12 protein-coding genes and 1 pseudogene are annotated in these 14129 nt (G+C 68.5%); 7 read left to right on the forward strand and 6 right to left on the reverse strand.

All coding sequences use genetic code 11. The annotated features are described in order from the left end of the window. Window positions 1-98 precede the first annotated feature (98 nt). Window positions 99-803 (forward strand): hypothetical protein, encoded by a 705-nt coding sequence (locus ABZ260_RS31890; protein WP_355625225.1) that lies wholly within the window; start codon window positions 99-101, stop codon window positions 801-803. 4 nt (window positions 804-807) lie between these two features. Further along, window positions 808-2025, forward strand: a complete 1218-nt coding sequence (locus tag ABZ260_RS31895; protein ID WP_355625245.1) for a Tn3 family transposase — start codon at window positions 808-810, stop codon at window positions 2023-2025. A 31-nt stretch (window positions 2026-2056) separates the two neighbouring features. On the opposite strand, the gene ABZ260_RS31900 is transcribed toward ABZ260_RS31895, so the two are convergent. Then, a complete protein-coding gene (locus ABZ260_RS31900) occupies window positions 2057-2809 on the reverse strand; it encodes an SDR family oxidoreductase (RefSeq protein ID WP_355625227.1) in 753 nt (250 codons plus the stop codon). 26 nt (window positions 2810-2835) lie between these two features. Beyond that, window positions 2836-3705, reverse strand: a complete 870-nt coding sequence (locus ABZ260_RS31905) for a helix-turn-helix transcriptional regulator (RefSeq protein WP_355625229.1) — start codon at window positions 3703-3705, stop codon at window positions 2836-2838. A gap of 558 nt (window positions 3706-4263) precedes the next feature. Here ABZ260_RS31905 and rsgA point away from each other — a divergent pair. From rsgA to ABZ260_RS31920, 3 genes are read left to right on the forward strand one after another with little or no spacing between them, the layout of a single operon-like run. Beyond that, window positions 4264-5346, forward strand: a complete 1083-nt coding sequence (gene rsgA, locus ABZ260_RS31910) for a ribosome small subunit-dependent GTPase A (RefSeq protein WP_355625231.1) — start codon at window positions 4264-4266, stop codon at window positions 5344-5346. Further along, complete coding sequence (locus ABZ260_RS31915; RefSeq protein WP_355625233.1) at window positions 5343-6230, forward strand: class I SAM-dependent methyltransferase; 888 nt, start codon at window positions 5343-5345, stop codon at window positions 6228-6230. Before rsgA ends, ABZ260_RS31915 begins: the two co-directional genes overlap by 4 nt. After that, the gene (locus tag ABZ260_RS31920; protein ID WP_355625235.1) at window positions 6227-6757 is read left to right on the forward strand and encodes an N-acetyltransferase; all 531 of its coding nucleotides are present in this window, start codon (window positions 6227-6229) and stop codon (window positions 6755-6757) included. Before ABZ260_RS31915 ends, ABZ260_RS31920 begins: the two co-directional genes overlap by 4 nt. Here the strand turns inward: ABZ260_RS31920 and ABZ260_RS31925 are convergent. Then, window positions 6735-7160 (reverse strand): annotated as a pseudogene (locus ABZ260_RS31925) (DUF305 domain-containing protein); the annotation flags it as partial. The gene ABZ260_RS31920 and the pseudogene ABZ260_RS31925 sit on opposite strands and share 23 nt — an antisense overlap. 68 nt (window positions 7161-7228) lie before the next feature. After that, the gene (locus ABZ260_RS31930) at window positions 7229-8581 is read right to left on the reverse strand and encodes a DUF1996 domain-containing protein (protein WP_355625237.1); all 1353 of its coding nucleotides are present in this window, start codon (window positions 8579-8581) and stop codon (window positions 7229-7231) included. 333 nt (window positions 8582-8914) lie between these two features. On the opposite strand from ABZ260_RS31930, the gene ABZ260_RS31935 reads away from it, so the two are divergent. After that, window positions 8915-11917: a discoidin domain-containing protein gene (locus tag ABZ260_RS31935; RefSeq protein ID WP_355625239.1), complete on the forward strand. Its 3003-nt coding sequence runs from the start codon at window positions 8915-8917 to the stop codon at window positions 11915-11917. Between the two features lie 161 nt (window positions 11918-12078). Here ABZ260_RS31935 and ABZ260_RS31940 read toward each other — a convergent pair whose 3' ends face one another. Then, window positions 12079-12864 (reverse strand): neutral zinc metallopeptidase, encoded by a 786-nt coding sequence (locus ABZ260_RS31940; RefSeq protein WP_355625241.1) that lies wholly within the window; start codon window positions 12862-12864, stop codon window positions 12079-12081. A 220-nt stretch (window positions 12865-13084) separates the two neighbouring features. Here ABZ260_RS31940 and ABZ260_RS31945 point away from each other — a divergent pair, with 220 nt between their 5' ends. After that, on the forward strand, window positions 13085-13429 hold the full coding sequence (locus ABZ260_RS31945; protein ID WP_355552837.1) for a hypothetical protein: 345 nt from the start codon (window positions 13085-13087) through the stop codon (window positions 13427-13429). Window positions 13430-13588: 159 nt separating this feature from the next. Here ABZ260_RS31945 and ABZ260_RS31950 read toward each other — a convergent pair whose 3' ends face one another. Then, complete coding sequence (locus ABZ260_RS31950) at window positions 13589-13918, reverse strand: hypothetical protein (RefSeq protein ID WP_355625243.1); 330 nt, start codon at window positions 13916-13918, stop codon at window positions 13589-13591. Between the last annotated feature and the right edge of the window lie 211 nt (window positions 13919-14129).

The raw sequence follows: 14129 nt of genomic DNA on the forward strand, positions 1-14129 counted from the left end.
AACTCAGGGGGATATCTCTTCGACATGCCGACCTCTCGAAGGGGGCGGGGGCATGTAGTCAATCAAAGCGACTCCACGAAAGCCGGGGTACATCAGATTTGGCGGCCACCGCCAAGAAGGCCAAGGCCAAGCTGGAGGAGATCCATCAGCGGCAGCGGCAGGTGGTGGAGAGCCTGATTTCCACCTACCGGGGTGTGCTGCAGGGCCTGGTGCCGGGCGGGCCGGTCGAGGTGGCCGAGGCCGCGGCCGCGCGGATGGTGATGATGGCCCTGACGGCCATGACCGGTCAGGTCGGTGATGTGGGCGAGGACACCGACACCGGCGGCAGTACTGAGGTGGGCGGGGACACCGAGGCATCTGACCACAGGGCCGACCTGGGAGCCGCGGTCGAGGTGTCGGTCAAGGCGGTGCGAATGCAGGCGGCGGGGATGGGGGCGGCGGGGGTGGGGTCGGTCCGCCAGGTGGTGGAGCGGGCCGGTGGCGCGGCCGCGCAGCTGGCCGACATCGAGGAGGTGACCGCCTACCAGCACGACAACCACGAGCTGCTGATCCAGCAGTTCTTCAAGGCCGACCGGTCGACCATGCTCGCCTTGGCCGCGGTGTTGAGGTTCGGCGACCTCGGCCGATCGCAGCGTGCTGGATGCTCTGGATCATGCCCTCACCTACTGGGGCAAGACCCGCGACTTCATCCCCGCTCGCGGCGCCGATGGCCGCCGCCTGGATCTGGGGTTTGCCTCGGCCAACTGGCTGCGCGCCATCTCCGACCGCAAGCATCCGGGCATGCTGGTCAAACGGCACTTTGAGGCGATGGTATTCGCCTACCTTGCCGAGGAGCTGCGCACCGGGGACATCGCGGTGGACGGGGCCGCGGAGTACGGCGACTGGAGCTCCCACCTGCTGACCTTCGATCAGTGTCGGCCCCTGCTGGCGGCCTACTGCGCCGAGGCGGGCCTACCTGCGACCGCAGCTGAATTCGTGGCCGAGCTGAAGGAGCGTCACCGCCAGGCCGCCGAACATCTGGACGCCGGCTACGCCGACAACGAGGACCTGACGTTCGCCAAGGACGGCACCCCGACCCTCAAGCGGCAGGCCGGGCTCGGCACCACCGCGACCGCGGCCAAGCTGGGGGCGGAGATCAAGGCGCGGACGCCCGAGCGCACGCTGATCGAGATCGCCTCCCGCACCGCGTACTGGCTGGGCTGGCACCGGCACTTCGGGCCCGCCTCCGGTCACGGCCCGAAGCTGAAGAAGCCGCAGGACCGCTACGTGTTGACGACGTTCGCGTGCGGGTCGAACATGGGCCCGGCTGAGGCGGCCCGGCACATCGAGGGGATCACCGCGCATGAGATCTCCCTGGCCAAGAACCGGCACATCACCCTGGCCAAGCTGAACAAGGCGATCACCGACGTGGTCAACGCGTTCGCCCAGCTGGACGTGGTCAAGGCCTGGGGGGATGGCGGCAGCGTGGGCACCGACGGCACCCAGGTCGACACCTACATCGACAACCTGCTGGCCGAGTCCTCGATCCGCTACGGAGGATTCGGCGGGATCGCCTACCACTACGTCTCCGACACCTACATCGCCCTGTTTTCCCGATTCGTGCCCTGTGGGGCATGGGAGGCGATCTACATCATCGACGGGTTGCTGGCCAACGCCTCCGAGGTCCAGCCCAAGACGGTGCACGCCGATACTCAGGGCCAGTCGTTCCCTGTCTTCGCTCTGGCGCATTTGTTCGGGTTCGATCTGATGCCGCGCATCCGTAACTGGAAGGGCCTGGCCTTCTTCTCCCTGCTGGCCAATTGCGTGATCTTCCATACCGCGCTGGACATGATGGAGGTGATGCGCCACTTTCTGTCGGAGGGCTGGGAGATCGGTGCCGAGGACGTCGCGCAGCTGTCGCCCTACCTGACCGCGCACATCAGCCGGTTCGGCCTGTACGCGACCGACGTGCTACGTCTGCGCCCCGACGACTTCGACCCTGACCTGCCCGCGATCGACTTCACCACCCTGACCGAGGCGGCGTAGCGGTGGGCCTGTTACGGCTGTTGTATGGCTGTCAAAGGCGCAGCCCGAGGGGCGCCGCTCCCACGAGCCCGCCGTCGATGACGAGGTCCTGACCGGTGATGTACGACGCATCGTCCGAGGCCAGGAAGGCGACGGCAGCGGCGACATCGTCCGGGTGGCCGAGCGAGCCGAGCGGCACCTCCGCCAGGATGCGAGTCTCCGCGTCGGGGTCGATGGCGGACCGGTACATCTCGGTCTCGATATAGCCGGGGCTGACGGAGTTGACGCGGATGCCACGCGGCGCGAGGTCGGTGCCGAGCGTGCGGGCGAGATTGTGCACGGCCGCCTTGCTCGCGGCGTAGATCGAGGCCGCCGGGAGGCCGCGGTGCAGGGTCCAGGAGGCGTTGATGACGACGGCGCCTCCGTCGCCCATCAGCGGCAGCGCCTTTTGGATCGTGAAGAACACTCCCTTGAAGTTGGTTCCGACGGTGTGGTCGAAGTCCTTTGGGGTGAACTCCGGACTGAAGTCCGCAATACCGGCATTGGCGAAGACCGCGTCGAGAGCGCCGCGCCAGGTCTCGATGCGTCGCACGAGGAGATCGAGGTCGGCGTCGACACTGACGTCCGCGCGGACGGGCAGGACCTGCTCGGAGTCCAGGCGTTCTGCTGCGGTGTCGAGGCGGGCCTGGTCGCGGCCGGTGATGACGACGTACGCGCCCTCGTCGAGGAGTCTGCGCGCGGTCGCGAAGCCGATGCCGCTGGTGCCGCCGGTGATCAAAACTGTTCTGTTCGTGAATCGCCTCATGACGACGATCCTCGAGCGGTGCGAGCCTACGCGGCAGTGTTGGCTGAACCTGGGTTTGACACCACCACCAAGCGCTCCAGCAGGGCCTGCGTTTCCGTCCCAGGCGCGGGGATGTGCAGCGACAGGCGGTGGCCGGGCAGTTCGGGCAGCGGCAGGGTGGTGGCCTCGAAGGTCAGCGTCCCCAGGCCGGGAATCTCCAGGGCCTTGGTGCCGTGAGTGGGGCCGCCCACGGGGAGTTCCGCCCAGATCTCGGCGAAGGCGGGGCTCGCGGCGCACATGTCCGCGGCCAGGCGGCCGAATTCGGGATCGTCCGGGTAGCGGGCGGCGTCCGCCCGGAACAGGCCGATCATCGCTCGCGCCGCGTCGTGCCAGTCCACGACTGCCGCACGGTAGCGGGCGTTGGTGAAGAAGCTGACCAGGCAGTTGTGGTCGTACTCGTTGCACTGGAACACGATCTCCGTCGCGCGGTTGACTGCGAGGACGTTCCAGTGCCGGTCGATGACGTACGCGGGCCGCGGCAGCCAGCCCTCCAGCAGCCGCCGCACGGCATCGGGGACCCGGCCTTCGGACGGCGGCGCCTGCGGCGGATTGAGGCCGGCGAGGAGGTACAGGTGCTCGCGCTCGGCGGGCTCCAGGCGCAGCACCCTGGCGATGGCGTCCAGGACGTCGGCGGAGACGTTGATGTCGCGTCCCTGCTCGAGCCAGGTGTACCAGGACACTCCTATGCCGGCGAGCACCGCCACTTCTTCCCGCCGCAGCCCGGGCGTACGGCGGCCCTCGCCTGCCGGCATGCCCACGTCAGCGGGCGTCACCCGGGCTCGCCGCGACCGGAGGAATGCGCGCATCTCGGAACTGCGCCGCTGCCGCGCATTTGTGGAGAGCCGGGAAATGCCCATCAGGTCATGCTATGTCGTGATTAACAGACCTCGTCTGTACGGCGTGCCCACGTGTGTCGCTGCCCGGAGGTGCTGCCGACCGGGCCGCCTCGTGTGCGTGGGGGGAGAGAGACCAAGTAAGCCGGAAAGGGCCAATAGGGCTGGTCAGCGGTATCTTGCGTGTTCCGGTTCGACCGCCGTCGCGAGTCGCACGGAGATGTCTCCACTGGTGAGCGCCACTGCCAAGGATCTGGACGACCTTCACTGGCGAGCTCGCCCTGGATGGCCTATGACAAGAGTCGAAACGCAAGGTTCATGACCCTCTCCGGCGCAAGAACCCGTGACAGGCATCCTGCTAGAAGTGCTAGGCTGCTGATCGTTTGGTGTTGGATTCCGGATGGGAGGGAGGTGAGGTTTGATGACCGCGGTGAAGACCGCTGCTGTGTGCAGCGCCCGGACATTCCTCACGTCCCGGGCCCCGGTCTGACCCACTTCTTCCCCGCGCCGTAGCCGTCCGGCTTTCGAGGCGAGGGTGGTGTCTGCGTCTCGTCGGGGCCCCTTCCCGCAAGGTGTCTCACGTTGCCAAATCTCTTCACGGATCCTTCCGACGTCGGCCTGTCCCGGTTCGGATGGACGAAACCACTCGACAACTCTTTCGCCAAACATCGCGAGGCCGGCCTGGTACCGGCCCGGATCGCGCGGGTGGATCGCGGCCTGTGTGACGCGGTCACCGAGTCCGGCCCGGTGCGGGCCGCCCTCACGGCGCTGTACTCCCCCGACCCGCTCCTGGCGCCCTGCACCGGCGACTGGGCCGCGCTGCGCCTGGGCCGCGAACCGGAACTAGTGGCCCTGCTGCCACGTTGTAGCGCGATCGTGCGCTCGTCGGCCTCTCGGTCCTCCCACGGGCAGGTTCTCGCCGCCAACATCGACACCGTCGTCGTCGCCGCCTCGCTGGCCGTTCCGCTGGATGCGGCCCGGCTGGAGCGGCTGCTGGCCATCGCCTGGGACAGCGGCGCCAGGCCGCTGGTTGTCTTGACCAAGGCGGATCTGGCCACCGACCCCGAGGCGGTGCACGCCGAAGCGAGCGCACTGGCACCGGGCGTGGACATCCTGGTCACCAGCGCGGCCACCGGTCACAACATCGATGCGTTGACCGCGCTGCTGAGCGGCACCACGGTCCTGCTCGGATCCTCCGGCGCGGGCAAGTCCAGCCTCGGCAACGCGCTGCTCGGCGACGAGCTTTTGGCCATCGGCGAGGTACGGGCGCAGGACGGCAAGGGCCGCCACACAACCGTCCGCCGAGAGCTGCTTCCCCTTCCCGGTGGCGGTGTCCTCATCGACACGCCCGGCCTGCGCGCGATCAGCCTCTACGACGCCGCCGACGGCCTGGAACAGGTCTTCGCCGAGATCGAACGCCTCGCCCGGGACTGCCGCTTCGGCGACTGCTCCCACGACACCGAACCGGGTTGCGCCGTCCAGGCCGCCATCGAGGCGGGCAAGCTGACCGAGCGCCGCCTGGGCAGCTACCACAAGCTACAACGCGAGAACGCGTGGGCGGCCTCGCGCACCGATGCCCGGCTGCGCGGCGAGCGTACCAACCGGCAGAAGGCCATCACCAGCCATCTGCGCGCGACCTACAAGTTCAGGGACCAGCAATCATGACCGACCGCATCCCACCGACGCCGCAGGCCCACCCGGCGGCCGAGCGCGGCCCAGGGCCGGACTCTTCCCCGCAAGGAACAGCCACCGCCGCGAGCGACGCCCCGCACGACGTGATCATCGACCCCGTCGTGGCGGCGTTCTTCGCCCTGCACCACGGCCTGCCCCGCCAGGGCCCCGGCTCCGACGCGACCACCCGCCGCCTGCTGGCCCTGGCCGGCCCGCTTCCACCGCGTCCGCGTGTGCTGGACATCGGCTGCGGGCCAGGCCGCGCCAGCCTGCTGCTGGCCGAAGAGGCCGCCGCCGAGGTCACCGCGCTCGACCTGCACCAGCCGTTCCTCGACGAGCTGACCCGAGCCGCCGCCACCCGCAGCGTCGGCGAGGCCATCCGCACCGTCCGGGCATCGATGGCGGATCTGCCCTTCCCCAGTGAGAGCTTCGACCTGATCTGGGCTGAAGGATCCGCCTACCACATCGGCTTCGACACCGCGCTGCACTCCTGGCGGCGACTGCTCGCCCCCGGCGGCACGCTGGTCGTCACCGAATGCGAATGGATCACCGACTCCCCATCCGCCGAGACACGGGCGTTCTGGGACCGGCACTACCGGCTGCGCACCCAAGATCAGAACGCCGCCGCGGCACGCGCTGCCGGATACGCCGTCGCCGCGCTACACCCGCTCCCCGACAGCGACTGGTTCGAGGAGTACTACACGCCGCTGTCGGAACGAGCCCACGCGGCCGACCTGACCGTGGCCGGGATGCGCGAAGCGGTCGCGGCCACCCTGCAAGAGATCACCATGCGCCACGAGCACGGCACGGACTACCAGTACACCGGCTACGTCCTGCGCCCCCAGGCAAGCACAGAAACGGACTCGAGCACCCCATGACCACCTCCTGGATCACCCGCACCGAGACCGCCGCCGACCTCGCCCAGATCCGCGAGGTCAACCTCGCGGCCTTCCCCACCTCGCACGAGGCCCACCTGGTCGAGGCCCTGCGCGCCGACCAGCAGGCGTGGATTCCCGGCCTGTCCTGGGTCACCGAGGCGCCCGACGGCTCCATCGCCGGATTCGCGCTGCTCACCCGCTGCCACGTCAACGGCGCTCCGGCGCTCACCCTAGGCCCGTGCGCCGTCAGGCCCGAGCACCAGCGGCGCGGCGCCGGTTCCGCCGCCATCCACGCCGCCCTCGACGCCGTCCGGCAGCAGGGCGAAAACCTCGTGCTCGTGCTCGGCCACGCCGACTACTACCCGCGTTTCGGCTTCGTCCCGGCCTCCGGCCACTCCATCCGGCCGCCCTTCGACGTCGAGGACAAGTACACGACTGGTCGAGGTGCTCGCGCAGGCGGTCGGCGAAGAGCCGGTCGAAGGCCGGACCGGTGGCCTTCCCCAGCGCCGCCAGATCGGCGGCGGTGACCATACCCGGCATGTCATGCCCTTCGTGCACGTTCGTCGCGGGCAGGCCGGTACGGCCCAGCATCTCCCTGAGGCGTTCGAGCTCGGCCAGATGGGCCTTCCTGATCCGGGCGGCCAGCCGCCGTACCGCCGGGTCGTGCCCGCGTTCGGCGCCGAGGTCGAGCAGTGGCAGCGTCCGCTCGTCCATCGGGATCATCAACTGGAGCCACGCGGTGTCCGTGGTGTTGAAACCGGCCGCCGGCGTGGCGGCGGGGGCGGTGAGGACGGTGGGGACGACCGGTGCCGGGGATTCATGGTGATGGCCCGGCGCGGCCGCCGGGGAGTGGGCACCGCAGCCGGCGACCGGGCCGGACACGAGGAACGACACGAGGAACAGGGTGAGAATCGCGCCGGCACGTCTCATATGGACCTTCTCGTGTCAGGGGCGGGTGCCAGGCCCCGGCCGCCGGGGCCGGGACCTGGCATCCGCGGTCAGGGGAGCTCGAAGTTCTCCGTGAGGGCGGCGCCGCGGTGCGGCTTGTACAGGTCGTAGCCACGCGGGTTGCACTGGAGACCACCATTGATGCAGTGGGTCACCAGGGCGTCAAGGATGGCGGGGCTGTCCCAGGCGTTGAAGAAGTCGTAGTGCCAGGTGTAACCGCGGCCGCTGGCCAGCCGCGCCTGCGACAGGTCACCGCTCGCGGGGAAGGCGATCTTGAACTCCAGCATCGGCACCGCCACCGGGTGGCTGGCCGGGCAGTAACCGTCGACGGGATAGGACATGTGGCTCTTGTGGTTGGGGCTGTCGAGGTTGACGCCGTCCCAGCAGCTCGGCGACTGGTAGCGGACGTTCACCTGGCTGCCCGCCACGCAGGAGGTCGGGATGTCCCAGCTGTGGGAGATGTCGCCGCACTCGAAGCCCTCGACGGTGCCGGGAGAGTCGCGGAACTCCGCCAGCGTCGCGGTCGGGCTGCCGACGACGAAGCGCAGGCCCTGCGGGAAGGGCTGCACCTGCCAGTAGTCAAGGATGCCGGACTTGTAGTAGATGACCTGGTTTCCGGTCGGCCGGATCAGCTGGTCGCCCTTGTAGAAGCTCGGGAACCAGTAGGCCGACCTGTCGTGCGGGTTGGTGCACGAGGTACCGCCGCCGAGGAGCGAGGAGGTCGTGCTGCTCGCGTTGGTCGTGTTGTTGCCGACGAAGGTGTGCATGTGCGAGGCGCCGGGCAGGCCGGGGTAGACGATCGGGTCGTCCGGCCGGTCCGCCGTCCAGGAGCAGTTGGCCTGGAACTCGTGGTGGGTCACCTCGTCGGTGAACGTCGGCTTCGGCCTCGGGGTGGTCCCGGCGCCGCCGGTGCCGTACACCTTGAACTCCCAGAGGGAGTAGCCGTAGCCGGTGCCCCGGGCGGTGCCGTACATCCGCACGTAGCGGCCGGAGCCGGAGACGGCGAGGGTCTGGGTGCCGCCGGTGCCGGTGGTGGTGGAGTAGATGTCGGTCCACGGCGCCGTGCCGTTGCCGGAGACCTGGATCTTGAACGCCTTGCCGTAGGCGCCCTCCCAGTTGAGAACCACCTGGGAGACGGTCGCGGTGGCACCGAGGTCCACCTGGAGCCACTGCGGGTCGGCGGCGGCGCTGGACCACCGGGTCCCGTTGTTGCCGTCGAAGGCGGCCCCGGCACCGTACCCGCCTCCCTCGGTGGAGGAGGCGGTCGCGGGCCGGCCCTGCGAGAGCAGGGCGTCCGCCGCGGTGGCCGGGGTGATGATCGCCAGACCGGCCGCGACCAGCGCGGTGAGCGTGGCGACGACCAGTCCCAGGCGGAGCCTGACTGGGCTTCGGGATGGGTGCATTGCCTCTCCTTCTGTGGGGGGTGGCCGTCGAAAACGGCGGCACGGAGAGCGCTCTCCTATGAGGTTGATCCATTTTGTTATGAATTGTCAAGACGAGATGGCACCCAACCCGAAACCCGTCGTTCATGTGCGTGACACACGGAGTGCGGCACCAGCGGCTTCTACGGGGGCGTCTCGGCCGGCGGCAGGTTTCCAGAGCGTGAGCAGCGCGTTTCGGACTCGCGCGAAGAAGGGCCTTGACACCGCTCGATCTCCGGTAGCACCCTCGGTTACGGAGAGCGCTCTCCCCCCCTGCCGCGTTGATGGCAGGCATCCCCTTTTCGAGGAGAGATCGTGCATCCAGCTCGTGGTTCGGGCCGATTCCGGTTAGGTCTGGTCATCGCCGCCCTCGCGGCCCTGGTCGTCTCCGGTCTGGCATTCGTCAGTCCCGCGGCGGCGGCCGACACCCTGCTTTCACAGGGCAGGACGGCGACCGCCTCGTCGTCCGAGGGCGCCGCCTACGGCGCGGCGGCAGCGGTCGACGGCAACCTGACGGACACCCGATGGGCCAGCCTCGCCAGTGACCCGCAGTGGCTCCAGGTCGACCTCGGCGCCACCGCGACGATCAGCCGGGCCGTGCTGACCTGGGAGAGCGCCTACGGCAAGGCGTTCAAGATCCAGATCTCCGACAACGGCACGACGTGGACGGACGTCTACTCGACCACCACCGGCACCGGCGGCACCCAGACCCTCGACGTGACCGGCACCGGCCGCTACGTACGGATGTACGGCACCGCCCGGGGGACCGGCTACGGCTACTCCCTCTGGGAGATGCAGGTGCGCACAGGCACCGGCGGCAACCCCCAGGAGCCCGAGGAGCCCGGCACCTGGACCGAGGTGTGGAAGGACGACTTCAACGGGGCGGCCGGCACCTCCCCCTCGGCCGCCGACTGGATCCTGCGCACCGGCACCTCCTACCCCGGCGGCGCCGCGAACTGGGGCACCGGCGAGGTCGAGACCATGAGCGCCTCGACGGCCAACGTCTTCCTCGACGGCACCGGCAACCTGAACATCAAAGCGATCAAGGACGGCGCGGGCAACTGGACCTCGGGCCGGATCGAGACCCAGCGCACCGACTTCGAGCCCAAGCCCGGCGAGATGCTCAGGTTCAGCGCCCGGCTGAAGCAGCCCGACGTCACGAACGCCCTCGGCTACTGGCCGGGCTTCCGGGCGACCGGCGCCGCCTACCGCGGCAACTACAACAACTGGCCCTCCGTCGGCGAGACCGACATCATGACCGGCGTCAACGGCCGCGACCAGCTGGCCAACACCCTGCACTGCGGCAACGCCCCCGACGGGGTGTGCAACGAGTACAACGGCCGCACCAGCGGTTTCGCCACCTGCGACGGCTGCCAGAACGGTTACCACGAGTACGCCCAGGTCATCGACCGCACCAAGACCGACGAGGAGATCCGCTTCTACCTCGACGGCAGGCAGACCTGGATCGTGCGTGAGAGCCAGGTCGGCGTCGCCGCCTGGAAGGCCGCCCTGCACCACGGCTTCTACCTCCGCCTCGACCTGGCCATCGGCGGCTCGCTACCCAACGCGCTCGCGGGCGTCACGACACCGACCGCCGCCACCACCTCGGGCGGCGTGCTGAGCGTGGACAAGGTATCGGTCTCCCGGCAGACCGGCACCACTCCCGCCGCCATGACCGACCCGGCGACCCCGGCCGGCCCGAGCACGGTCAGGGTGACCGGCTCCCAGGGCAACTGGCAGCTCCAGGTGAACGGTTCGCCGTATGTGATCAAGGGCCTGACCTACGGCCCGCCGCAGGCCGCGGCCGACGGCTACATGCGCGACCTCGCGGCCATGGGCGTCAACACGATCCGTACCTGGGGCGTCGACGACACCCACACCCCGGCACTGCTGGATCGGGCCGCCCAGCAGGGCATCAAGGTCATCGTCGGGCACTGGCTCAACCAGGGCGCCGACTACGTCAACGACACCGCGTACAAGACCAGCGTGAAGAACGAGATCGTCGCCCGGGTCAACGCCCTCAAGGGCCGCCAGGGCGTGCTCATGTGGGACGTCGGCAACGAGGTCATCCTCACCATGCAGGACCACGGCCTGCCGGCCGACGTGGTCGAGCAGCGACGGGTGGCGTACGCGAAGTTCGTCAACGAGGTGGCGGAGGCGATCCACGCCGCCGACCCCAACCACCCGGTCACCTCCACCGACGCCTACACCCACGCCTGGACCTACTACAAGGCCCACTCCCCCGCCCTGGACCTGCTCGCGGTCAACTCCTACGGCGCCATCCACACGGTCAGGCAGAACTGGATCAGCGGCGGGTACACCAAGCCGTACATCGTCACCGAGGCGGGACCGGACGGCGAGTGGGAGGTCCCGAACGACGTCAACGGCGTGCCCAACGAGCCGACCGACCTGCAGAAGCGGGACCAGTACACCGCCAGCTGGAACGCGATCAAGGGCCACACCGGCGTCGCGCTCGGTGCCACCGAGTTCCACTACGGCCTGGAGAACGACTTCGGCGGGGTGTGGCTCAACACCACCACCGGCGGCTGGCGCCGGCACGGCTACCACGCCCTCAAGGCGGCCTACACCGGGCAGCCCTCGGCGAACACGCCCCCGGAGATCACCTCGATGACCGTCGGCTCGCAGACCGCCATCCAGGCCGGCAAGCCCTTCACCGTCGAGGTCGCCGCCTCCGACCCGAACAACGACCTGATCCGCTACAACCTGATGTTCAGCAACAAGCACATCAACGGCAACCGCGGCTTCGACAACGTCAGGTTCACCCAGACCGGCCCCGGCAGGTTCTCGGTGACCGCACCGGAGCAGATGGGCGTGTGGAAGGTGTACGTGTACGCCTTCGACGGGCACGGCAACGCCGGCATCGAGCAGCGTTCCTTCCGCGTGGTCCCGCCCACGGTCGCCGGAACCAACGTGGCGCTCGGCAAGCCGACCACCGCCTCCACCTACCAGGCGACCGGTGACGGCGGCCCGTTCACCCCAGGCCGGGCGACCGACGGCAACTTCTCGACCCGCTGGGCCAGCGAGTGGGCCGACCCGCAGTGGATCCAGGTGGACCTCGGCGCGACCACCGCCATCAAGCACATCCAGCTCGGCTGGGAGGGCGCGTACGGCAAGGCGTACCAGATCCAGACCTCGACCAACGGCTCGACCTGGAGCAACGCCTACTCGACCACGACCGGCGACGGTGGGTTCGACTCCATCGACCTCACCGCGTCCGCCAGGTACGTCCGGGTGAACCTCACCCAGCGCGGCACCGCGTACGGCTACTCCCTCTGGGAGTTCGGCGTCTACAGCTAGTTCCTCGCTGGATCCCGCACAGCGTCCGGCCCTGGACAGGGCCGCGTGTGCGAGTAGTGACACACCGCCCAGGTCTTTTACCGGGCGGTGTGTCACCGCCTCCTCTCGGCACCCCTGCGGAAGGCCTTCAGAAGCCCTTCTGCGGCGCCGAATCCCGACCGTCAGGCAACGCGTGAGGAGGGCACCGCCCAGGTTTCACAGGAGCCCGGGTCGCCGCTCCTGAAACCGCGGTCGAGCCAGTAGACGATGTTCTTGCCCTTGGCGAAATAGCGGTCTTTCTTGGAGTTGTGGTCGCCGTTCTCCTTCACGAGTTCCAGCAGCGCGGGCCAGCCCTCGCTGTCCTGCCCCGCGCTCTTCCAGACGCTTCCCAGGAAAACTCCACCCAGGCAGTCCGCCTGCAGGGCCCAGCGCCGGACCCGCTCGAAACGCTCGGTCTGGTTTTTGGACGGCAACGCGCCGTAAGCATCGGTGATGCCCGTGAGGAACTGCAGATGGTTGCCGTAGAGCCTGGCGACGTAGTGGAAGTGGTAGATCTCGCGGGTCGGCAGGTAGTAATCCTCGTCCACCAGTATCGCCATCGTCTTCGTCGCGGAGCAGTAACGGGAGTTGATGTCCTTGTGCCACTTTTTCCCGCAGAACTGCGTCTGCTTGGCGAGGACGACGAGCTTGGCGGGCGCGAAAGGCAGCTTGGCGCGCTTGAAATGGGCCGACCACGAAGCGTTCAGGCAGCTCCACAACCCGACGAGGGTGCGCTTGGCGTCCGCGACGCTCTGGGTGCTGAGCGCGCCGTCAGGACATTCCGATGATTTGATCCTGCCGCTGCGGTAGAGGCTGTTGTCGGTCAGCACGGGCACGTCCCTGACAGGAGAGGCGAGAGCCTCGGCACTGCCGGAGATGAGGAGAACGCCGAGGAGGGCCGAGGCCAGCAGCACGGGGGGTTTGAACATGAGAAAGCAGGTTAGAGCAGAACACCGGCAACAATGAGGCCCAACCGTCCCCCTCTCCGCAGAGAGCCCGTCGCCAAAGGATCGGCACGGCGTCGACATGGCAGGGTCGATGGGAGATTCGTCGATCGATCACTGCCGATCGGCTGTGGATATGCTGGCCATGTCGGGAAGATCGGCGCCCGATATCCGACAGGCCCTTGCCGTTTACAGGGAGTAACGAATGGCACGCTTGGTGGCCACCGGTTGGACCGGAGCAGTTCTCGCCGCCCTCCTGCTGACCGGTTGCTCCTCGGACCAGTTGGGCGATCGCGGCGGGAAGGAAAACGCGGCGCCTGACAGGGTCGGCGATGTCGATTACATCGAGGTCTTCCGCAACGCCGACAATTTCCCCAACGTCGCCCGGATCTGTGTCGAGGGCCTGGCCTTCGCCGCCACGTCGAGCGGGACACGCGGCGAGAGCGGCGTCGCCAACCCCGCGCTGCTCCGCATACCCGAGTGGGACGCCAAGTGCGCCGAGCACTCGAAAACCCCTCCGTCGCCCAAGGCGACTTCCTCTCCGGGCTGACCCGGAATCCGTGACTCCCCCGGGATTCCTTTCCCGGCTCGGGCTCGTCGACCAGTCGTGACAGGCACGCTCGCCCGGTCAGGACCCGCTCAGGGGGCGGCCCCGCCGCTCTCGGCGGGTAAGGACATCCGTGCGGAGTGCCGGCATTCAAGCGTGGCCCTACAAGGCCTGTTCCTGCCGCTCGTCACCCGTGTCGAAGAAGGTGTTGAGATACTCCTCCGGTTCGAGATCGCTGTCCCGGAGGAGGGAGAAGACCTCCGTGCCCGGCTCGATCACGTCGTCTGACATCCGGTACGCCTGCGCCAGTCCCAGATACTCGAACGCGGTACCGGTGACGTATCTCGCGGCCTCGCGTTCCGCCATGACAATGGCCTCGTCAAACGAACCGGCGCGCCACAGGGTGACCCGTTCCTCGTAGGTGTCGTATGGCGCCCCCCAGCGGAAAACACATCGAACCGTGTACCAACCGGTGTCAGACGTCTCGATCACACCGTAATGATGCCGGACGGGCACCATTCGATCTTCAGCGGGTTCATGAAATCACCGCCCGGCTTCCGCGGCCGGGCGGTTCTCCTTCACCGAAGACGCGGCACGAAGAGCCGGTTGTTCACTGTAGGGAGGAAACCTTGGTCGTACGCCTACGGCACCCGCGACGGCGGCCGCATGGTCGCGATCAACGTCAACGGCGACCGGGCAGGTG

It is taken from the genome of Streptosporangium sp. NPDC006013, assembly GCF_040614275.1.
Taxonomy (GTDB): Bacteria; Actinomycetota; Actinomycetes; order Streptosporangiales; family Streptosporangiaceae; genus Streptosporangium.